We start from the raw sequence: 19,741 nt of genomic DNA on the forward strand, positions 1-19,741 counted from the left end.
GGCGAGTTCGGCCAGGCCGACGTGGCGATCATCCTGGGGGCCAACGACGTGGTGAACCCGGCGGCGCTGCAGAAGGGCACGCCGATCTACGGCATGCCGATCCTGGAGGCCTACAAGGCCAAGACCGTGATCGTGAACAAGCGCAGCATGGCCGCGGGCTACGCCGGCCTGGACAACGAGCTGTTCTACATGGACAAGACCCTGATGGTCTTCGGCGACGCCAAGAAGGTGGTCGAGGACATGGCCAAGGCGATCGAGTAGTGACGAACCTTAAGGAATGGATAGAGAGATGGCTACCAAGACAAAAGTGGGATTCGTTGGGCTGGGTGCAATGGGTCGCGGAGCCGTGACCAACATGCTGGCCAAGGGCTACGACGTGGTGGGATGCGACCTTCGCCCGGAGGCACTCGATTGGCTGCGGGCGCAGGGGGGATTCCGGCGCAGTCGATCGCCATGATGGCAGAGCAGGTCCGCATCGTCGTCTGTTTCGTGGTCAATGCTCAGCAGACCGAGGCGGTGCTGTTTGGCGAGGGCGGGCTGGTCGGTCGGCTCCCTGAAGGCGCGGTCTTCGTCGCCTGCAGCACCATGGACCCCGGGTACGTTCGAGCGCTCGAAGGTCGGCTCGCCGCGCGCTCGATCACGCTGATCGACGCGCCGGTCACGGGCGGCGCGGTCGGTGCCGAGCGCGGGACATTGACCATCATGGGATCAGGGACGCCTGAGGGATTCGAAGTGGCGCGCCCGGTGCTCGAGACTTTTGGCGCTTGCGTCTACCACCTCGGACCGGCGGGGGCCGGCGCGCAGATGAAGGTCCTCAACCAGTTGCTGTGCGGCGTGCACCTGGCCGCTGCGGGAGAAGCGTTGGCGCTCGCCAAACGTCAGGGTCTGCCGCTCCACCTGACCCTGGAGATCCTATGCAGCGGGGCGGCGGGATCCTGGATGCTCGCCGATCGCGGCCCGCACATGATTGCCGGTGAGTTCGACCGCGTCACTTCGGCGGTGGACATTTTCGTGAAGGACATGTCCTTGGTGCTCGACGCGACGCGTGAGTCGCGTTTTCCGGCGACGCTGGCACATGCCGCCTATCTCGCATTTCTGAGCGCGACGGCACGCGGTCTGGGCGCACTGGACGACTCCGCCGTGACGACACACTACGACATGGTGGCAGAAGGCCCGACGAGGGTGACATGCTCTATGCTCTGAGGGTGGGGGTGAGCGCGTCGAAGTGCATGATGGCGAATCGGCGGCACTGACGTCATGCTGCAAACACTGGCGATCACGGGACCCATCTACCTTGTTATCGCGCTAGGCTTCCTGGCCGGGCGGGTCGGCATCTTCGGCAAGCCCGACATGCGGGTGCTCGGCACCTATGTGGTCAAGTTCGTGGGTTCGAAGTACGGGCTGAGCAGGGTGACGAGCAAGTCGGCAGCTGAGGCGATCCCCGCTGCCGGGCAGTGGCTCCCAGCGGCCAGCGTGGCTGCGGAATGCTGCTGAGCAGGAGTTGGGCCCGAGTTCGGTGAGGCGCGCGATGGTGTCGACCTGTTCGTCGTCGTAACCGCCATCTCTGTGCGTCTGGATCAGCAGATGCTTGCCGTAGGGCTTGACGCGGGCGCGCTGGTGACCGGTGAGCGTGGCGAGTTGGCGCTCGAGCTCAGCGGCCTTTCGTTGTGCTTCGAACGTTGGCATTGTGTTTGAACCTCAGGGGTTCGCCGGTTTGTAGCTCAAAACCGGTGAATGTCCATTTGAATGCCTGGGCTGCCTGGGCTGCCTGGGCTGCCTGGGCTGCCTGGGGTGCCTGGTTGCGTTGCGCCATGGAGGCTTCCGTGCGTTCGCGCAATTGCGCGATGGACGAATGACTGGCGTAGCGCAGGACGCGGCGTCGTATAGATGCCAAACAGCAGCTCGATCTGGTTGACCCAACTCGCATGCAGCCGCGTGAAGTGAAAGACAATCCGGTTAGCGTGTCGAGCGCTGAAATCGTCCCACACGGACTGGGCGCGATGGGTAGTGAGGTTGTCCCAAGCGATATGAACTCGCCCCTTCGGGTGAGCAAGCGCGACTTGCTCCATGAAGGTCACGAAGTCGGCTTGGGTGCGCCGATCCGTGCAACTGCTCATCACGCGCCCGGTGTGCACGTCCAGTGCGGCGATGACGGACTGGGTGCCGTGGCGGACGTACTCGAACTCGCGCCGGCGCGCACGCCCTGGCGCCGGTGCGCGGTCCGCGTGCTTGCGCTCGATGGGCCTGGATGCCGGTCTTCTCATCGACCGACAGCACGACCGATCCCTTGGGTGCCTGATGGTACAGCGCGCAGATCGCGTTGACCTTCTGGCGGAACTGCGGCTCCGGGCTGTGCAGCCATCGCCGCTGCACACGTTGTTCGCCTTGAGCAATCTGCGGAGGGCGCGACGCCGACTCCTCAAGGGTGCACAGGGATGAGTGTGCCCGCAATGAGCCAAGTGGCCGAAAACAGCCGGCGAACTGGCCCGAAGCGTGCCGACCTGGGGCCGCAATTGCAGCAAAGCGCTCCTGCGGTTTCATGTGTCGGCAATCAGTCCTTCAGGCCGCGTCGCCGCGCGAGTCTTGGACACCATCCTTAGCGAAACGACCCCGCGCCATTGCTGGAGATACGAACCGTCACTTTTGACACCGAAAACAAATCGACCCCGAACAACACCGCGACTGCGAGCAGCATCGGCCCAAACAAGGCCTGCCCGCAGAGGCTTGTTCGGGGGCTGCATGGACCCGAAGAATTAGCTCAGCTTGAACCCGGTCTGCGCGACCACCGCCTTCCATTGACGAATTTCCGCGTCGAGAAAGCTCGAAAATGCTTGCGCTCCTTGCGGCATCGGATCGATGAAGGCAACGGTAAGCCGCGCCTTCACCTCGCTCAGCTCGAGCACCAGGCGAATCGCGGCATTGAGCTTTTGCACCACGTCCCCCGGCGTGTTGGCGGGGGCCATAACACCGTACCAGCTGCTCACCACGGTGTTAGGAACGCTCTCGGAGAAAGTCTGCACGTCAGGTAGCCTCGCATCCCGCGACTTGCTCGCGATGGCAAGGGGCTTGAGCTTGCCCGACTCTATGTGGGGCATGCAGGCGGGAATCGAGTTGATCACCAGCGAGATCTGACCACCGACCGCGTCAGCCAACGCGGCAGCGCCGCCCTTGTAGGGCACATGCACCGGATCCAACCCGGTCTTGATCTTGAGCATCTCGAACAGCAGGTGCGGTCCGCTTCCCTGTCCGACAGTGCCGACGGAGAACTTGCTGCTTTGCGCGCGAGGGGCCGCCAGCCAGGCCTTCAGCGAACTGAATGGGAACGAAGGATGCGCGACTAGCATCTGCGGTGACGAACCTATCAGCGTCAGGGGTTCGAAGTTCTTGACGGGATCGAACGGGATCTTGGCGTAGGTCGCGGCATTGGTCGCGTGCGCGGCATCGGCGAGCAGTAGCGTATAGCCATCGGCGGGTGCCTTGGCGACGGCATCGGTTCCGATCAGTCCGGAAGCGCCGGGCTTGTTGTCGACAATCACGTTGAAGCCAGCTGTCTCGGTGAGCTTTTGCGCGAGAAGCCTCGCCACGAAGTCCGATCCGCCACCGGCGGAGTAAGGAACCACGAGCCGGATGGGACGATTGGGGAAACCTTGTGCCCAAGCATGGGGGCACGCTGCTACAGCCGCCAAGGAAACGCCGGATGCCAGCAAAGATCGACGAGAGACGTTGTTCATGAGATTCACTTGGAGACTCCGATGCAAGGGATGGGTGGTTGGCAAGGACCTACGTTGACGAAGCGAGTCGTTCGACAACTGTCCTGAAAGCGGCAAGCACGTGCTCCAGCGCGTGGTCATCGACATGCCGGTGAGTGACGCAGCGCAGCCGATAAGGGCCCCATGGACGGACCAGGACGCCAGCGCGGCTCAACGCGACGACCCAGTTCCCGCTGTCATTCGCCCCGGCTGGTAGATCGATCAGGACGATGTTGGTTCGGGGGACGCTCGTCGATAGCATCGGGAACGAATCAATCAAGGAGCGACTCAGTCGACGGGCCCGCAAGTGATCTTCGGCCAGTCTTTCGCACATCTCCTCGATTGCCACGATTCCCGCGGCTGCCACGATTCCAGCCTGCCGCTGCGTCCCACCAAGTACCTTTCTCAACCCCCGAGCCTTGCCGATAGTGGAACTCGGGCCCGCAAGAATCGCGCCAACGGGAGCGCTGAGCCCCTTGCACAGGCACAGGGAGACGGTATCGGCGTATTGCGCTATGGCGTCAGCTGGAACTTGCAGGGCGACTGCGGCGTTGAACAGCCGCGCGCCGTCGAGGTGAACCCGGGCCTCCGCCTGTCTAGCCGCGGCGAACACCTGCGCCATGTGCTCAAGCGAAAGCACGGCGCCCCCAGCGTTGTTGTGGGATGTTTCCATGCAAACCAGCGAGGTCCTGAGCGGGCTTGAAGCTGGGCGTAACGCAGCTTCAAGTTCCGTAATCTCCATCGCGCCGTCGATGCCGCGAATGCCCGTATAGAAAGCGCCAGCCAGCGTTGCACCGCCGCGCTCGGAGGTGTACATGTGTGCAGTCGATTCGATCACCACCTGCTCTTGACGCTGTACTTGGCTGAATGTGGCCAGCAGATTGGCCATCGTCACCGTGGGGACGAATAGGCCCGCCTCTTTGCCCAGCTTCTGCGCTACCAGTGCCTCGAGCTGACGGACAGTGGGATCCCCCTCTAGGCCGTCGTCGCCCAACGCCGCGGTTCGAATTCGCTTGTACATCGCCGGAGTGGGGCGCGTCACGGTGTCGCTGCGCAGATCAATGGGCAGGCGAGGTTCAGGCGACGGTGCTGCGTCTTTCATGCGTGCGGCCCATGGAGCGTCGGAGGGGCGTCACAATTCATGCAAGCCAGTGTCCGTGATCGTCGCGGACATGTGAAATGCGAATACCGCAGCCGTCCATACGTCATTGATATGCCAACACTCCGCATGAGTTTGAAACACATCGAGGTCTTTCGGGCCGTCATGCTTACGGGTTCGATGACCGAGGCATCGCGCCGGATGCATACGTCGCAGCCGCAGATTAGTCGTCTGATCGCACAACTGGAAGCGACCGTTAGATTCCCCCTTTTCAGCCGCAGCGGCAGCAGGCTGACGCCGACGGTGGACGGATCAAGGTTCTTCGAGGAAGTGGAGAAGACCTTCGTGGGCCTGGTGGCGCTCGAAGCGGCCGCATCCAACATTCATGCATTTGGTGGCGACAGCCTAAGCATCGCCGCCATGCCGCGGCTCGCGGGTGGGCTGCTCACGCGTGCGGTCGTCCAATTCAAGGTGGACCATCCCGATGTGCCGGTGACGATTCATTCTGGCTCGGCCTCTTCGGTGAACACCTGGATCAGCTCAGGGTCCTGCGATCTTGGCCTGGCCATGCTCTACGCCGGCGTGACCGGCCTGAAGACGGAAACGATCCACACTATGAACTGCATCGTCGTGCTTCCCAACGACCACCGCTTGGCGAAGCGAAGGCGCATCGCACCGAAAGACCTGGAGGGAGAGGCGTTCATATCGTTCCCGGTAGGCAGTCCGCCAAGAGAGTCGATCGACCAGGTCTTCAGCCAAGCAGGAGTGGCGCGACGTACGGTGTGCGAGTCCGATCTCGGCAGCTCGGTTTGTACCTTGGTGGCCGCAGGACTCGGCATCAGCATCATCAATCCCTTGGCGGCGCTCGAAGAACGGAAAGCGTCGGGCATCGAGCTTCGCCATTTCGAGGCATCGATCCCCGTCTCGCTGGCGTTGCTGTATCCAATGCACAGGGAGAGCTCGCGGCTTGCCAGCACCTTTGCGGAGCATGTGAGGCGGGTGGTGGCACCTGAACTGTCCGGAATTGACGCGAGCGTCCGTTAGCACGAACGGCGGATCCAGCGCCTGGCGTTGGGTCGTCGTACTTTTCTTGCATGCATGGACCCTGCGCAATACTGTTCGGTTGGCCGCCACGGGTCTCAACGCGCTGCTGGCTAGACATGAGTGAGCGTTTGGCCATCCCATCTTGCTGCGCCGTGATGGGACCGTGAGGATGGTGCCCACCTATTGTTTTGGTGGGCACCTATGAATCCCATATTTGTCGGCGCCGGTTGAACTTTGATAAACATCTAGCCCGCGAGGTCGGCCTCCGTTCACAGGCCTATCGTTTGGATTGCGATTCAACCGATGAAGCCCACGAAGGAGACTGACATGGAACTGTATGCGAGGATTGATTTGCACTCCAACAACAGCGTTGTGACCGTGCTCGACGAGCAGGATCACAGCGGCGATTTCAGCGACGCGCGCCACCTCGCCCACCTGTTGCGCCTGGACATCCTGCCCGTCGGGTATATCTACCCTCGAGAGGAACGTGGCGTGCGCGACCTGCTGCGCAAGCGCAGCCAGCTCGTCCGTCAGCGCAGCACCCAGATTCTGAGCATCGAGAACTTGATGGCGCGCAACCTTGGCTCACGTGCGTCAGGCAACGTGATCAAGCGGTGGGAAGCCAAGAACATCGACGCCATGGAGTTGCTTGACGAACAGAGCAGGCCTTGAAGGCGAACCTGGCGGTGATGAGATGCATCGACTGCCAAGTCGCTCAACTCGAGCGCAGCATCTTGGCCAAGGTCAAGTTGCGCGAGGACTACACAGCGCTCAAACCCGTCAGCGGCATCGGTGAGATCCTGGCGGTGACCATCGCGCTGGAGACCGGGGACCTCGGCCGATTTGCCGGCCCCGGCAACTTCGCCTCCTACGCCCGCATGGTGGACAGCCGGCGCGAATCGAACGGCAAGAAGAAAGGCGAAGGCAACGTCAAATGCGGCAACAAGTATTTGGCCTGGGCGTTCATCGAGGCGGCGCACTTCGCCGTGCGCTACGACGCGACGATCAAACGTTGGTACCAAAAAAGGTGCGCTGGCAGCTTGTCCGTTGTCGCCACCAAGGCGGTAGCGCACAAGCTGGCGCGCGCCTGTTGCCACGTGATCAAAGATGGGCGCCCGTTTGATGCGGCGAAGGCCTTCGGATGACGCCACGCGATAGGATTTGAAATGATCAATGGGACGACGCCCGGCAGTGCTGTCAGAGGTGGCCCCGGTTGTCTGAACGCCGAATTGGCTTCGATAAGTGGGGCCCTGCGGGTTTGACATCGGGCGCGAGAGTTGTCCACGGCGGCGGGCGGGCGTCGCTCGCGACGAACGCACGCCCGACGCGGTGGGCAACTCGGACTCACCGCTCATGCTGCCTGTGAGATCGCCGGCAGCGTGGCGAAGTAGAACTCGTCGGGTGTGCGCTTGTCCAGCGACGAGTGAGGACGCCGGACGTTGTAGAAATCGATGTAGCGCGCGATACCTGCCTTAGCCTGGCCAACCGAGTCATAGGCGTGCAGGTAAACCTCTTCGTATTTGATCGACCGCCAAATTCGTTCCACGAAGATGTTGTCGCGCCATGCCCCTCGGCCATCCATGCTGATTTGCACGCCGCAGGCCTTCAACGCTTCGGTGAATTCCTCGCTCGTGAACTGGCTGCCTTGGTCGGTGTTGAAGATCTCGGGCCGGCCGTACTTGCTGAATGCCTCTTCCAGCGCCTCCACACAGAACGAGGCGTCCATGCTGATCGACACCCGGTGCGAAAGCACTCGCCGGCTTGCCCAGTCCACGATTGCGCACAGATAGACCCAGCCGCATGCCATCGGGATGTAGGTGATATCGGTCGCCCATACCTGGTTGGCACGTTCGATCTTCAGCCCGCGCAGCAGGTACGGATAGACCTTGTGGGCCGGGTGCCGTTTGCTCGTGTCGGGCTTGCGGTACAACGCCTCGATACCCATGCGCTGCATCAGCGTGGCCACGTGCCGGCGCCCGACTTCGAAGCCCTCGCGGTTGAGCATGTCGCGCAGCATCCTGCTGCCCGCGAAGGGATGCGCCAGGTTGATCGCGTCGATGCGCTTCATCAGCCTCTGATCGGCCTGTGAGGCGGCGCGCGGCAGGTAGTACACGTTGCCTCGGCTGATACCCACCAACTTGGCCTGCCGCGTGATCGGCAGGGCATGGTTGCGGTCGATCATCGCTTTGCGCTCAGCATGCCGGCCTTGGTGAGCGCGCCGGATAAAAAATCATTCTCCAAGGCGAGCTGCCCGATCTTGGCGTGCAGCTCCTTCAGGTCGATCGCCGGCTGCGGTGCCGACTCGGCACCGAACACGCTGGCGGCTCGGTCGAGCAGCTGGTTCTTCCAATCAACGATCTGGTTGGGGTGCACATCGTGCAGCTTGGCCAGCTCCGCCAGCGTCTTCTCGCCCTTGATGGCGTGCAGAGCCACCTTGGCCTTGAACAGCGGTGAGTGGTTCCTACGCGGTCTCTTGCTCATGGTCTTCCTGCTTTCTCGGGCCTCGGGCCCGGGGTGATATCGCAGTTTGACCACTTATCGCTGTGTTCGGATTTCCGGCGCCACCTCTGTCCCCGGGTTGGTAAAACCATCAAATTTGATTGCACGCCTGGTGTCGATCCCACCCATTTCGACGAGTTCGTTGCGCCCGCACCGTGAGCCACAAGGGGTTGGATCACCGATCGGTGAAGCCACAGTTTTGTGCGGCCGGCCCGACCGGCTGCGTGGATTGGAAGCGGTGGGGAACAGAGGGTTTTCTGGGGCTGCAAATGTGGCCAGGGGCCCCACACGCGGCGAGGCGTGTGCTGGCCTTGATCCTGATGGGTGACCGGTGCGCAACGGCGCAACCAACTTCGAGAACCAAGTGCGCGTTGAACGAAGAGACTGGCCATACAGGCTTGGCAAGAAATGCGGGGACAGTCGCGGAAATCCGCTCGTCCCTCCTGACGGAGACGGCTATTGGGTGACCCACCTGTGAGGGAACTGTTAGGGCTCTGGCGCAATCGCTCTCGTTCCTTTCGCCTTCAGCCGTGCGGACCTGAGGCGAGGTCGCGCAGGCGAGATAGGCTCGTCGTCTTGCACGTCGACGGCGGCGGCAGTTTCATCGACAACAAGACGCGACGTGAAGAATTGTTCTATGGAATCCTTGAGGCTGACATCGCAATTCGACCCCTATGCCTTTGAGCAGAGAATGGGCGCCTTCGTTCATCCTATCCGCGCCCGAGGGCTCGGGCAGCCTCGATGACTAGTGGTGCGAAGCGCTGTGTAAACGACTCGCGGTTCCATTCAGAACAAGACCCGGCAATATGGACGGCCGCGATGGGTTGGTTGTTGTGGTCGAGGATTGCCGAGCTTACTGCGATCTCGCCAAGCAGGCTCTCCTCCAGTGACAGGCCGTAGTTGAGCGCTTTCGCCTCGGCGACCTTCAACTTGATCTGCGCCTTGTCCGTCACGGTCTTGGGCGTCAGGGGCGCAAGCACCGAACGATCCAGGATGTCGTCGACCGCTTCTTCGCTCAAGAACGACATGATGGCTCGCCCCCCCGATGAGCAGTAAGTTGGGATACGTCGTCCCACCAGTGTCGCGAAGAACGTCTCGCGCTTACTCTGCCTGCGCATCGCATAGATGATGGACAAGTCGTCGAACAGGCTCAAGTCGACGCGCTCACCCGTCTGCCGCTGCAGATCGGCAAGGACGGGTGTAGCACGTTCCATGAGCGGATTGCCGCGCAGAAAGTCGAACGTGCGCTCCAGCAGTTTCTTGCCAAGAACGTAGCCGCGGCCATTCGGTCCCTTCTCCAGATATCCCAAGATGGCCAGGGTATGTGCCATGCGTTGGGCCGTGCTTCGGTCCATGCCGGCCTGCTCAGCAAGCTCATTCAGGCTGAGCGGCCCCGGCCGCGCCCCCAGTGCCTCCAGCACGCTCATGCTCTTCGCCACGGACTGCACAAACAAGTGATCAGGCGCTGACATCCGGTTTTCCAAGGTAAGTAAATCGACACGATCCAGGGCACACACGAAAATCTGCGTACTAACCCGGATAAATGGTTTGATTTTACTATTATAGAATCATAGTGTATTGCATGACAATACATGTAGCCCAAATTTATGGATCTGCGTCGAATTGGTGCATTTCCGAGACTGTGTTGACTCCCCAAAAGAAGGATCCTTGATATGAAGCGAATCGTCATGCTTCGTGCCGTTCTGGCACTGTTTGCTGCTGCCGTCGTTCCCATGGCTGGTGCCCAGGGTCAGAGCGAACCGATCCGGCTGGGTGTGATGCTCCCCTTGACCGGGCCCGCCGCGCTGGCCGGCACCTCCATCCTGGAAGGAATTCGCTTCGCCGCGGACGAGGCCAATGCCAAGGGCGGCGCCAACGGTCGCAAGGTGCAGCTCTTCGTCGAGAACGACGAGGGCTCGTCGACCAAGGGCGTGACCGCCGTGCGCAAGCTGGTGGAGTCCGACAAGGTCATCGCCATCAGCGGCACCTATGTGAGCGCGGTTGCGCTGGCTGCATTCAAGGTGGCGCGGGAGTTCAAGGTGCCCATGGTCTCGGCAGGCTCGACCTCGTCGAACGTGACCGACGCGAACACCGCAGGCGACCCGTGGTTCTTCCGTGCCTTCCCCGGCAGCGACGAGCAGGGCGAGCAATCGGCACGCGACATCGTCAAGAAGCTCAATGCGAAGAAGGTCGCGCTCATCCAGGAGAACTCGATCTACGGTTCGTCCCTGGCCGAGCAGATGAAGAAGGTGATTCCGCAGTACGGCGGCCAGATCGTCGGTGTCGAAAGCTACAACCCCGACGAGCGCGACTTCTATTCGGTGCTCACCAAGGTGCGCATGAAGCAGCCCGACGCGATCTACATCGCGGGCCTGATGGATGCCGGCGCGCAGATCATCAAGCAGTCGCGCGAGGTCGGGCTGAAGGCCGAGCTGGTGGGCTCAGGCTCGATGATGAGCGACAAGCTGATCGAGCTGGCGGGACCGGCCTCGGAAGGCTTCGCGGTGTCGTCCATGTTCGAGCCGTCCACGCCCAACAAGGTCGGCCAGGCATTCACCGCCGCCTTCCGCCAGAAGATGAAGAAGGAGCCCGACGTCTACAGCGCGCTGGGCTACGACTCGATGCACCTGCTGATCGAGGCTGCCCGCCGCGCGCCCAAGCTCGACGGCGCCGCCATGCAGGCCACGCTCAAGTCGATGAAGGACATGCCGCTGGTGCAGGGACCGGACGGCACGGTGTCCAATTTCGACGACAAGGGCAGCGTCAGCTTCAAGATCGGCCTGGCAGTGGTGCGCAACGGCAAGCGCCAGTGGCTGCCGTTCGACTGACGGGCCCCAGGTCAAAATGGATTTGCTCAGTCTGTTCCCGCAGTTCCTGGCCAACGGGCTGGTCAACGGCGCCAGCTACGTGCTGGTGGCCGTCGGCCTGACCCTGGTCTTCGGCATCCTGCACATCGTCAACTTCGCCCATGGCGAGTTCTACATGCTAGGCGGCTATGCGGCCGTCACAGCCTCCGCGGTGTTCGGCCTGCCTCTCTTTCTCACGCTGCTCGTGGTGGTGCTCTGTCTTGCCGCATTCGGCATGCTGGCCGAGCGGATCGTCTTCAAGCCGCTGGCCAATCGAGATCCGGGCAACGCCATCATTGCGTCCTTCGGTCTCTCGGTGCTGCTGCAGAACGGCGCCCTGCTGGTGTTCGGCGCCCAGCCGCAGTCCCTGAAGACCGACCTGGCGAGCGTCCCGGTGCAGATCGGACCGGTGTTCCTGACGGGGCAGCGCGTGCTGATCGTGGGCGTCACGATCGCGATCGTGGTCGCGCTGCTGCTGGTGCTGCGCTTTACTTGGACCGGACGCGCATTGCGGGCGATGGCGCAACACTCTGTCGTGGCGCTGATCAGCGGCGTGAACGTGCGCAAGATCGCCGTGATCACCTTCGCCATCGCCGCCGCCATGGCCGGTGTGGCAGGCGCATTGATGTCATCGGTGCTTCTGGTGCAGCCGACTGCGGGTGCCATGCTCGTCATGAAGGCCTTCACGGTCGTGATTCTCGGTGGCATGGGCAGCATCGGCGGCGCCGTGATCGCCGGTATCGGCCTGGGTGTGATCGAGGCGATGGTGTCCGGCTACATCGGCAATGAACTGCGGGACATGATCGGCTTCTTCCTTGTCATCGCCATGCTTCTGATCCGCCCGCAGGGCCTTCTGGGCCGATCTACGGAGCGTTCCTGACATGCGTCATCTTCTTGCATTGCTGGTCGCCATCGGCGCCTTGCTTCTTCTGCCGGCGATGGGGCCGGGCGGCTATGTCCTGAACATCCTGGTGATGATCTTCATCTTCGTCATGCTCGCGGTGAGCCTCGACCTGGTCATGGGCTGGGCCGGGCAGTTCTCCTTTGCGCATGCGGCCTTCTTCGGGATCGGCGCCTATACGACCGCCATTCTCGCGCGGGATTACGGGACCGGCATCTGGCTCAACCTGCCGGCGGGCATGCTGGTCGCCGGCCTGTGCGGCCTGCTGCTCGGACTGCCGGCGCTGCGGCTGCGCGGCCACTTCCTGGCAATCGTGACGATCGCGTTCCAGACCATCGTCTACCTCGCACTCACGCAGTGGAAGGGGCTCACCGGCGGCCAGTTCGGCATCGAAGTGAAGCCGGTTGCGGGCTTCGAGTCGATCGACCGCTTCTACTACCTGGCCCTCGGACTGAGCGTGGCGAGCGTCGCCATCGGCTGGTGCCTTGCGCATTCGCGCCTCGGCATGGCGTGGAAAGCCGTGGGCGACGACGAGGTGCTGGCACGGGCCATCGGCCTGAACACCACGGCCAGCAAGCTGGCGGCCTTCGTGATCGCCTCGGCGCTGGCCGGCGCGGCGGGCGTGCTGGTGGCACACCACATCCGCGGCGTGACGCCGGACGACTTCACCGTGCTGACCTCCTCGACGATCGTCGCGATGGTGGTCGTGGGCGGGCGCGGCACGATCTGGGGCCCGCTGCTCGGTGCGGTCGTCTTCACCGCGCTGCCGGAGGTGCTCGGTTTCGCCGCCAACTACAAACTGATCATCTATGGCCTGCTCATGATCGTGATGGTGATCGTGATGCCGCAGGGCGTGTTCGGCGCATGGGTCGGAAGGACGAAGAAATGAAGGCGCCTCTGCTGCGATTCGACACCGTGACGCGCCGCTTCGGCGGGCTGGTGGCGCTCAACGGGATCAGCTTCGACGTCGGCGAGGGCGAGATCGTGGGGCTGATCGGGCCCAACGGTTCGGGGAAGTCAACGCTCGCGAACATCGTCACGGGCGTCCTGCCGCCGAGCGCCGGGACGGTCTACATGGGAGACACCCGGATCTCCGGCACCGCGCCGTGGCGCATTGCGCGCGCGGGCGTCGCGCGCACCTTCCAGATGCTGCGGCTGTTCCCCTCGATGTCGGTCGCCGACAACATCGCGCTGGCGATGCAGCCGGGGCTGAAGAGCGGTTACGGCGCCTCGATCTTCCGCCTGGCCTCGGCCGGCCGGGAAGACGGCGAGGTTCGCGCGAAGGCCATCGAGACGCTGTCGTTGTTCAACCTCGAGAAGTTCATCGACCAACCTGCCACGGCGCTGTCGATCGGCCAGCAGCGCATGGTCGAACTGGCGCGCGGCCTGGCCACGGGACCGCGTGTGTTCGTTCTCGACGAGCCGGCCGCCGGGCTCTCGCCGCCCATGGTCGACCGCCTGATCGAAGTCATCGGGCGCATGCGTGCCGACTACGGTGTGACCGTGCTGCTCGTCGAACACGTGATGCGCGTGGTCCAGGCCGTGTGCGACCGCGTGGTGGTGCTCGACTACGGCGAGAAAATTGCCGACGCCACGCCGTCGGAGGCCATCAACGACGCGCGCGTGGTCGAGGCGTATTTGGGAACAGGACGGTCGAAGCATGCTTGAAGTCAGGAACATCGAGGCCGGATACGGACGCTCCAAGGTGCTGTATGGCGTGTCCTTCTCCGTGCTCAAGGGCGGGCTGACGGCGGTGCTGGGCGGCAACGGATCCGGCAAGTCGACCACACTGAAGGCGCTGGCCGGCCTGGTGGTGCCGACCTCCGGCGAGATCCTGCTCGACGGCCAGCGCGTCGATCAGGTGCCGGCGTACCAGATGGCCGGCAAAGGCCTGGTGCTGGTGCCGCAGGGCAAGGAAGTCTTCGCCGGCATGTCGGTGGAGGAGAACATCCTGATGGGCGCCTATCACCGTCGCAGCGAGAAGGCGCAGATCCGGCGCGACCTCGACGACGTCTACGCGTTCTTCCCGCGGCTCGTCGTGCGCAGGAAGGCGCTGGCCGGACTGCTTTCGGGGGGCGAGCGCCAGATGCTGTCCATCGGGCGCGCGCTGCTGGCCAAGCCCCGCTTGCTGCTGCTCGACGAACCCTCTGCCGCGCTGTCGCCGAAGGTCGTGGGAGAGATCGCGGACATCATCCGCGACCTGCGCACCCGGGGCCTGTCCATCCTGCTCGTCGAGCAGAACGTCTCGATGGCACTCGAGCTCGCCGACGAGATCCACATCCTGCGCGAAGGCCGGGTGGCGCACTCGTGCGTCAACGGACCCGATGTCGACCTGGCCTCGCTGCAGCAGTTTTACCTGGGCGCCGCGCCGATGCCGGTCGCCGCTTCGAAGGAGGCCTGAGCGCATGCGATTCAAGGACAAGAACATCATCGTCACCGGCGCGGCCCGGGGCATCGGTCGCGCGACCGTGGAGCGCTTTGCTTCCGAGGGGGCCAGGGTGCTGGCCGTCGACCTCGATTTCGAGGCAGGCGAGGCCATCGGCGCCGGCGTACACACGCTGGCGCTGGACCTCGCGAGCGACGAGGCGCCCCTGCGCGTCATAGAGGCGGCCCGGGGGCTCGGCGGCGCCGTCGATTTCCTGGTCAACAACGCGGGCGTCGGCGGCTCCAAAGTGCTCGCGCTGTCGGACGATGCCCTGATCGACCGCATCCTCGGTGTCAACCTGCGTGCGGTGCTGCGCCTGACGCGCGATGTGCTGCCCGCGCTCGCGGACGGCGGCAGCATCGTGAACGTCGCCTCGGTCTTCGGCGAGACGGGCTTCCCGGGTTCGACCGCCTACGCGGTGGCCAAGGCCGGCATCTCGCAGCTCACCCGGCAGCTCGTGTCCGATCTGTCCGCACGCGGCATCCGCATCAATGCGGTGGCGCCCGGCGTGATCCATACCGCGATGACCGCGCACCGTCTGAATCACGACGCCGCCTACCAGAAGGCCATGGTCGACGCGACGCCACTGAAGTTGATCGGCACCGGTGCGCAAGTCGCGTCCGTCATCGCGTTCCTCTGCAGCGAGGACGCCTCCTTTGTCACCGGCCAGGTCATCGCCGTGGACGGCGGGTGGCTGGCCTGCCACGCGCACGCCTGAGCGCCGCGTGCCTTCCATCCACTCCAAGGACATACCGATGAATCCCAACGATCCCGTGATCTGGCCGAGCGGCGCGCGCTGCGCGGTCATGCTGGCCTTCGACTTCGACGCCGAGACGCTCTGGCTTTCTCGCGATCCCGCCAACGCGAAGCGCCCCGGCACCTTGTCGCAAGGCACCTACGGTGCCAAGGTCGGTGTGCCGAAGATCGTCGAGACGCTGAAGGACGCCGACGTGCCCGCCACGTTCTTCGTTCCTGGCTGGACCGCCGAACGGCACCAGGACAAGGTCGAGCTGGTGCTGCGCCACGGGCACGAGGTCGGGCACCACGGCTACCTCCACGAATGGATCGACCCCGACAAGCCGGAGCTCGAGGAAGAGGTCTTCGTCAAGGGGCTCGAGGCGCTTCGGGCCACCGTCGGCGTCAAGCCCCTGGGCTACCGCTCGCCGGCGTGGGAGACGAGCCACAACATGATCGCGTTGATCCAGAAGTACGGGCTGCGCTACGACAGCTCGCTGATGGACCAGATCAATCCCTACCGCCATGTGCTGGCCGACGGCAGCGCCGGCCCGATCGAACTGCCAGTCCATTGGAGCCTCGACGATGCACCGTTCGCGCTGTTCTCCATCAAGACGCCGCGCACGATCGTCTCGAACCAGCAGATCCTCGAGGTCTGGAAGGACGAGTTCCGCGAGATCTACCGCTGGGGCGGGCTCTTCTCTCTGACGATGCACCCGCAGGTCATCGGCCGGCCGTCGCGCATCGCGATGCTGCGCGAATTCATCGCCTGGATGCAGGGTTTCCCCAATGTGTGGTTTGCGCGCGGTGGCGAAGTCGCCGACGCTTGGGCGAACGCCGAGGCCAACGCCTGAGCTCCATGCAAGATCACGAGTACGAAAAGCTGGACGGCCTGGGCCTGGCCGCGCTGCTGCGGGCCGGCGAAGTTACGTCGCAGGAACTGATGGAGTGCGCGATCCGGCTGGCTCGCGCGCGCGCCCCGGCCCTGAATGCGCTGAGCTACGAGCAGTACGAGGAATCGATGGCCGTCGCGCGGGCGTGGACGTCGCGCGGCGCCTTCGGTGGGATCCCGTTCCTGTTGAAGGATTCCGGCCTGGCCTCGGCGCGGCTGCCATCGAGCCTGGGTTCGAGGCTGTTCAACGACATGCGCTACACGCGCAACGCCACCCTCGTGGACCGCTTCGAGATGGCCGGGTTCATCGCGTTCGCACGCTCGAACGTGCCGGAGCTGTGCATGGCGCCGACCACCGAGGCGGTGCGCAACGGCGGCCCGACGCGCAACCCCTGGGATGCAGGCCGTTCGGCCGGCGGATCCAGCGGCGGCACGGCCGCTGCGGTGGCGGCCGGCATCGTTCCGGTGGCCCATGGCAGCGATGGCGGCGGATCGATCCGGATTCCCGCCTCGTGCTGCGGGCTGTTCGGCCTCAAGCCCTCGCGCGGCCTGGTGCCGATGGGGCCGTTCCGGGGTGAAGGATGGGGTGGCCTGGCGGTCGACGGCGTGTTGAGCCGCACGGTGCGCGACACCGCGGCCGCCATGGATGCCATCGCCGGCGCGGAGCCCGGCGCGCCCTATGCCGGCCCGGTGTTCGATAAGACCTTCCTCGCAGCGCTCGATCAGGGCCCGGCGCGGGCGCTGCGCATCGGCGTATGGCGCAAGCCCTTCGGCGACATGGTGCTTGCCCCCGAATGCGTGGCGGCACTCGAGGCGACGGCCAGGCTTTGCGCATCGCTCGGACACGAGATCGTCGAGATGGACACGCCCGCCTTCGACTACGACGGCTTCGTCGATGCGCACGCCGAGGTGCTGGCGGCCAACATCGTGGTGTCGGTCGATGCACGCCTGAAGGTGCTCGGCCGGGCCTTGCGCGACGACGATCTCGAAGCGGCGATCCGTGACGGCTACGAGATGGGCCATTCGGTGTCGGCGGCGGTCTACGCCTCGGCGATCAACCGCTTCCATGACATCGGGCGCCAGATGGAGGCGTGCATGGACGGCGTCGACGTGCTGATGACGCCGGGGCTGGTCCAGTTGCCGGCTCTGATCGGCGAGCTGGCGATGACCGGTAGCTTCAGCGACTTCCGCCGCCGCATGGGGCGCTACTCGACCTTCTTTGCATTGATCAACGCTTCGGGGCAGCCCGCTGCGAGCCTGCCGACCTACTGGACACCCGAACGGCTGCCCGTGGGCACCCAGATCATTGCGCGCCTCGGGCGTGACGACCTCATTCTTCAACTGGCCGGGCAGATCGAAGCGAGCGGAACCTGGCAACCTCAGAAAGGAACAGCAACGTGACAAGCGCGGTCGCCATTCGTCTCCTGACCTCGGCCGACTTCGATGCCTGGGCGTCGCTCTGGAAGAGCTATCAGCAGTTCTACAAGGTCCACCTCGCGCCGGCGGTGAGCGAGCGCACCTTCGCGCGCCTGCTCGACGCCGCCGAGCCGATGCATTGCGCGCTGGCCGTGCAGGACGGCCGGCCCGTGGGCTTCGTGCATTTCATATTTCATCGCTCGACCTGGACCGAGGGCGACTACTGCTACCTGCAGGACCTGTTCGTCGACCCGGCATGCCGGGGCGGCGGGCAGGGCCGGAAGTTGATCGAGCACGTCTACGACACGGCCCGCAAGCAGGGCGCCTCACGCGTCTACTGGCTGACCCACGAGACGAACACGGACGCCATGAAGCTCTACGACAAGGTCGCCGAGCGCTCGGGCTTCGTGCAGTACCGGCGTGCCATGCCCTGACATGGGAGACCCATCGATGACCCAACGTTTCGAAGGCCGCGTGGCGGCCGTGACCGGGGCCGCGAGCGGCCTCGGAAAAGCCACCGCGCTGGCGCTTGCCGGGCAGGGCGCACGCGTGCTCCTGTTCGATCGCGACGCGGCCGGCCTGGCATCGACCGCCGCGCGGTGTGCCGGCTCGGTGAGCGTCGTGGGCGATGCCTCGTCAGCCGACGACGTCGCGCGCGCCGCCGAGACCGCGCGCCGCGAGCTCGGCCCGGTCGAGCTGCTGGCCGCCGCCGCCGGCATCCTCGGCCCGGCCAAGCCGGCCATCGAGATCGAGGAGGCCGAGTGGGATCGGCTGTTCGCGGTCAACGCGAAGGGCCCGTGGCTCGCCGCGCGCGCTTTCGTGCCCCAGATGCGGGAGATCGGCCGCGGCTCGATCGTGCTGTTCTCGTCGACCGCGGGCCTGATCGGCTCGCCCTTTCTCTCCGCGTACTCGGCGTCCAAGGGCGCGGTCACGATGCTCACGCGCAGTCTCGCGCTCAACCATGCGGCGGAGAAGATCCGCGTGAACTGCGTCTGCCCCGGGACCATCAACGGGCCGATGACCGACGCGAGCTTTGCGCAGGCAGGGGACAGCGATGCCCGGGCGGTCCGTGCGCAGACCATGCTTTCGCGCATACCGAGCGGCCGCTTCGGCGAACCAGAGGAGATCGCCGCGGCGGTGCTCTATCTGCTCGGGGACGAGGCCGGCTTCACCACCGGCATCGCGCTGCCGGTGGACGGCGGCCGCATCGCCTGAGCAGGAAAGGCGATGAGCTCGCATCCCACACCCATCCCCTCGATCGACGGCGACCCCTACGAAGACAGCGTGCTCGAAACGCCTTTCGGGATGCACGCCTAGGTGCGGCAGCCCGGCCCCGTCAGGTTCCTCTCGCGGTACGGCGTCTACGTGATGGGCCGCCATCGCAACGTCCAGCCGGCGCAGAAGGGCTCGCAGACCTTCTCCTCCGAAGGCGGTTCGGGCCTGGCCGACAACCGCAAGCCGGACGCCTGGCGTGCGCCCAGCCCGATCGTCGAAGTCGATCCGCCGCGCCACACGCAGGTGCACACGGCCGTCCAACTGATCCTGTCGCCGCACAGGGCACGTTCGACGGCGTGCAGGACTTGGCGGAGGCCTATGTCCTTTTCCGAATGCGCCCAGGCTATGGCACTCGCCGGAACGGCGCGCCAACCTGTTCCTGCTGGGCGAGCGGACCTTCGACGGCCAAGGGCCGCGCAATGCGCGCTAGGAGGAGACGCAGCGCCGCGCCGACCTCTTCGCAGATTGGTACAACGCGAACATGCAACGAGAGAGCCTTGATTCCGGAGCAGTTCGCAATCCTCAAGGCCGATCCGGTCAAGGCCCGCATGGCATTGGAAGAGTCGATGCGGCTGGTCGCGCACGATGGTGCGGTTTTGCGGCGGCTCGAGCTCCTGGACGACCTCGTAGAAGGCATCTCTCTTCATACGTGTCACAAAGAAGACGCCCCGATTGTCCACCACGATGGTGCCGGCGCCGAAGTCAGTCAACTTGGCAACCTTCACGTCTGCACCTTGCCGTCGGTGACCACGCCGAGGCACGGCAGGTAACTGTCGTGGTCGAGAACCAGGTGCAGCTTCACGGCGCCCTTGCTACGCTGCTACTTGGCCCAGGCGTACATGGACAGGCTCAGGTCAATG

Annotated in this window: 20 protein-coding genes and 2 pseudogenes; 17 read left to right on the forward strand and 5 right to left on the reverse strand. The window is 64.4% G+C overall.

The window, feature by feature from the left end; all coding sequences use genetic code 11:
- The 3 genes and pseudogenes from AC1DYD_RS34290 to AC1DYD_RS34300 form a co-directional block, all read left to right on the forward strand.
- A partial coding sequence (locus AC1DYD_RS34290; protein WP_478177197.1) for an NAD(P)(+) transhydrogenase (Re/Si-specific) subunit beta occupies window positions 1-261 on the forward strand: 261 nt, incomplete at its 5' end.
- Between the two features lie 94 nt (window positions 262-355).
- Window positions 356-1,203: pseudogene (locus tag AC1DYD_RS34295) on the forward strand (NAD(P)-dependent oxidoreductase).
- Between the two features lie 54 nt (window positions 1,204-1,257).
- Window positions 1,258-1,494 carry a hypothetical protein gene (locus AC1DYD_RS34300; protein ID WP_478177198.1) on the forward strand — a complete coding sequence of 79 codons (237 nt, stop codon included), beginning with the start codon at window positions 1,258-1,260 and terminating at the stop codon, window positions 1,492-1,494.
- A 157-nt stretch (window positions 1,495-1,651) separates the two neighbouring features.
- On the opposite strand, the pseudogene AC1DYD_RS34305 reads toward AC1DYD_RS34300, so the two are convergent.
- The 3 genes and pseudogenes from AC1DYD_RS34305 to AC1DYD_RS34315 all read right to left on the reverse strand — a co-directional run.
- Window positions 1,652-2,367: pseudogene (locus tag AC1DYD_RS34305) on the reverse strand (IS630 family transposase); the annotation flags it as partial.
- Window positions 2,368-2,753: 386 nt separating this feature from the next.
- Window positions 2,754-3,731, reverse strand: coding sequence for a Bug family tripartite tricarboxylate transporter substrate binding protein (locus tag AC1DYD_RS34310; protein WP_478177231.1), 978 nt, complete (start codon window positions 3,729-3,731; stop codon window positions 2,754-2,756).
- Between the two features lie 49 nt (window positions 3,732-3,780).
- Window positions 3,781-4,851, reverse strand: a complete 1,071-nt coding sequence (locus AC1DYD_RS34315; RefSeq protein ID WP_478177199.1) for a GntG family PLP-dependent aldolase — start codon at window positions 4,849-4,851, stop codon at window positions 3,781-3,783.
- Between the two features lie 126 nt (window positions 4,852-4,977).
- Here AC1DYD_RS34315 and AC1DYD_RS34320 point away from each other — a divergent pair, with 126 nt between their 5' ends.
- The 3 genes from AC1DYD_RS34320 to AC1DYD_RS34330 all read left to right on the forward strand — a co-directional run bounded on the left by AC1DYD_RS34320 (window position 4,978) and on the right by AC1DYD_RS34330 (window position 7,037).
- Window positions 4,978-5,892: a LysR substrate-binding domain-containing protein gene (locus tag AC1DYD_RS34320; RefSeq protein WP_478177200.1), complete on the forward strand. Its 915-nt coding sequence runs from the start codon at window positions 4,978-4,980 to the stop codon at window positions 5,890-5,892.
- Between the two features lie 327 nt (window positions 5,893-6,219).
- Window positions 6,220-6,564: a hypothetical protein gene (locus AC1DYD_RS34325; protein WP_478177201.1), complete on the forward strand. Its 345-nt coding sequence runs from the start codon at window positions 6,220-6,222 to the stop codon at window positions 6,562-6,564.
- Window positions 6,561-7,037, forward strand: coding sequence for a transposase (locus AC1DYD_RS34330; RefSeq protein ID WP_478177202.1), 477 nt, complete (start codon window positions 6,561-6,563; stop codon window positions 7,035-7,037). The genes AC1DYD_RS34325 and AC1DYD_RS34330 overlap by 4 nt, the downstream gene beginning before the upstream one ends.
- A gap of 206 nt (window positions 7,038-7,243) precedes the next feature.
- Here the strand turns inward: AC1DYD_RS34330 and AC1DYD_RS34335 are convergent.
- A protein-coding gene (locus AC1DYD_RS34335; RefSeq protein WP_478177203.1) for an IS3 family transposase occupies window positions 7,244-8,373 on the reverse strand; the annotation gives its coding sequence in 2 pieces (ribosomal slippage) (window positions 7,244-8,124 and window positions 8,124-8,373; 1,131 coding nt in all).
- 728 nt (window positions 8,374-9,101) lie between these two features.
- Window positions 9,102-9,863, reverse strand: coding sequence for an IclR family transcriptional regulator (locus tag AC1DYD_RS34340; protein ID WP_478177204.1), 762 nt, complete (start codon window positions 9,861-9,863; stop codon window positions 9,102-9,104).
- Between the two features lie 201 nt (window positions 9,864-10,064).
- Here AC1DYD_RS34340 and AC1DYD_RS34345 point away from each other — a divergent pair, with 201 nt between their 5' ends.
- From AC1DYD_RS34345 to AC1DYD_RS34395, 11 genes are all read left to right on the forward strand, one after another.
- Window positions 10,065-11,219 (forward strand): ABC transporter substrate-binding protein, encoded by a 1,155-nt coding sequence (locus tag AC1DYD_RS34345; protein WP_478177205.1) that lies wholly within the window; start codon window positions 10,065-10,067, stop codon window positions 11,217-11,219.
- Between the two features lie 16 nt (window positions 11,220-11,235).
- Window positions 11,236-12,117, forward strand: a complete 882-nt coding sequence (locus tag AC1DYD_RS34350) for a branched-chain amino acid ABC transporter permease (protein WP_478177206.1) — start codon at window positions 11,236-11,238, stop codon at window positions 12,115-12,117.
- Between the two features lies 1 nt (window position 12,118).
- Complete coding sequence (locus AC1DYD_RS34355; RefSeq protein ID WP_478177207.1) at window positions 12,119-13,027, forward strand: branched-chain amino acid ABC transporter permease; 909 nt, start codon at window positions 12,119-12,121, stop codon at window positions 13,025-13,027.
- A complete protein-coding gene (locus AC1DYD_RS34360) occupies window positions 13,024-13,806 on the forward strand; it encodes an ABC transporter ATP-binding protein (protein ID WP_478177208.1) in 783 nt (260 codons plus the stop codon). The genes AC1DYD_RS34355 and AC1DYD_RS34360 overlap by 4 nt, the downstream gene beginning before the upstream one ends.
- Entirely contained in the window at window positions 13,799-14,539 is a 741-nt protein-coding gene (locus AC1DYD_RS34365) for an ABC transporter ATP-binding protein (RefSeq protein ID WP_478177209.1), read from the forward strand. The genes AC1DYD_RS34360 and AC1DYD_RS34365 overlap by 8 nt, the downstream gene beginning before the upstream one ends.
- Window positions 14,540-14,543: 4 nt before the next feature.
- Window positions 14,544-15,281, forward strand: coding sequence for an SDR family NAD(P)-dependent oxidoreductase (locus AC1DYD_RS34370; RefSeq protein WP_478177210.1), 738 nt, complete (start codon window positions 14,544-14,546; stop codon window positions 15,279-15,281).
- Window positions 15,282-15,318: 37 nt separating this feature from the next.
- On the forward strand, window positions 15,319-16,152 hold the full coding sequence (locus AC1DYD_RS34375) for a polysaccharide deacetylase family protein (protein WP_478177211.1): 834 nt from the start codon (window positions 15,319-15,321) through the stop codon (window positions 16,150-16,152).
- A gap of 5 nt (window positions 16,153-16,157) precedes the next feature.
- The gene (locus tag AC1DYD_RS34380; RefSeq protein ID WP_478177212.1) at window positions 16,158-17,591 is read left to right on the forward strand and encodes an amidase; all 1,434 of its coding nucleotides are present in this window, start codon (window positions 16,158-16,160) and stop codon (window positions 17,589-17,591) included.
- Entirely contained in the window at window positions 17,588-18,040 is a 453-nt protein-coding gene (locus AC1DYD_RS34385) for an N-acetyltransferase family protein (RefSeq protein ID WP_478177213.1), read from the forward strand. Before AC1DYD_RS34380 ends, AC1DYD_RS34385 begins: the two co-directional genes overlap by 4 nt.
- 16 nt (window positions 18,041-18,056) lie before the next feature.
- Entirely contained in the window at window positions 18,057-18,821 is a 765-nt protein-coding gene (locus AC1DYD_RS34390) for an SDR family NAD(P)-dependent oxidoreductase (RefSeq protein ID WP_478177214.1), read from the forward strand.
- A 557-nt stretch (window positions 18,822-19,378) separates the two neighbouring features.
- Entirely contained in the window at window positions 19,379-19,651 is a 273-nt protein-coding gene (locus AC1DYD_RS34395) for a hypothetical protein (protein ID WP_478177215.1), read from the forward strand.
- Window positions 19,652-19,741: the final 90 nt, after the last annotated feature.

The sequence above is a fragment of the Variovorax sp. P4_B11 genome (assembly GCF_056402355.1).

What these genes read in the sequence shown, in the direction of transcription:
- AC1DYD_RS34355 (WP_478177207.1), top strand. Translation starts at nt 12,119, where the DNA reads ATGCGTCATCTTCTTGCATTGCTGGTCGCCATCGGCGCCTTGCTTCTT.
- AC1DYD_RS34345 (WP_478177205.1), top strand. Translation starts at nt 10,065, where the DNA reads ATGAAGCGAATCGTCATGCTTCGTGCCGTTCTGGCACTGTTTGCTGCT.
- AC1DYD_RS34390 (WP_478177214.1), top strand. Translation starts at nt 18,057, where the DNA reads ATGACCCAACGTTTCGAAGGCCGCGTGGCGGCCGTGACCGGGGCCGCG.
- AC1DYD_RS34315 (WP_478177199.1), bottom strand. Translation starts at nt 4,851, where the DNA reads ATGAAAGACGCAGCACCGTCGCCTGAACCTCGCCTGCCCATTGATCTG.
- AC1DYD_RS34325 (WP_478177201.1), top strand. Translation starts at nt 6,220, where the DNA reads ATGGAACTGTATGCGAGGATTGATTTGCACTCCAACAACAGCGTTGTG.
- AC1DYD_RS34370 (WP_478177210.1), top strand. Translation starts at nt 14,544, where the DNA reads ATGCGATTCAAGGACAAGAACATCATCGTCACCGGCGCGGCCCGGGGC.
- AC1DYD_RS34320 (WP_478177200.1), top strand. Translation starts at nt 4,978, where the DNA reads ATGAGTTTGAAACACATCGAGGTCTTTCGGGCCGTCATGCTTACGGGT.
- AC1DYD_RS34310 (WP_478177231.1), bottom strand. Translation starts at nt 3,731, where the DNA reads ATGAACAACGTCTCTCGTCGATCTTTGCTGGCATCCGGCGTTTCCTTG.
- AC1DYD_RS34360 (WP_478177208.1), top strand. Translation starts at nt 13,024, where the DNA reads ATGAAGGCGCCTCTGCTGCGATTCGACACCGTGACGCGCCGCTTCGGC.
- AC1DYD_RS34375 (WP_478177211.1), top strand. Translation starts at nt 15,319, where the DNA reads ATGAATCCCAACGATCCCGTGATCTGGCCGAGCGGCGCGCGCTGCGCG.
- AC1DYD_RS34365 (WP_478177209.1), top strand. Translation starts at nt 13,799, where the DNA reads ATGCTTGAAGTCAGGAACATCGAGGCCGGATACGGACGCTCCAAGGTG.
- AC1DYD_RS34340 (WP_478177204.1), bottom strand. Translation starts at nt 9,863, where the DNA reads ATGTCAGCGCCTGATCACTTGTTTGTGCAGTCCGTGGCGAAGAGCATG.
- AC1DYD_RS34380 (WP_478177212.1), top strand. Translation starts at nt 16,158, where the DNA reads ATGCAAGATCACGAGTACGAAAAGCTGGACGGCCTGGGCCTGGCCGCG.
- AC1DYD_RS34350 (WP_478177206.1), top strand. Translation starts at nt 11,236, where the DNA reads ATGGATTTGCTCAGTCTGTTCCCGCAGTTCCTGGCCAACGGGCTGGTC.
- AC1DYD_RS34300 (WP_478177198.1), top strand. Translation starts at nt 1,258, where the DNA reads ATGCTGCAAACACTGGCGATCACGGGACCCATCTACCTTGTTATCGCG.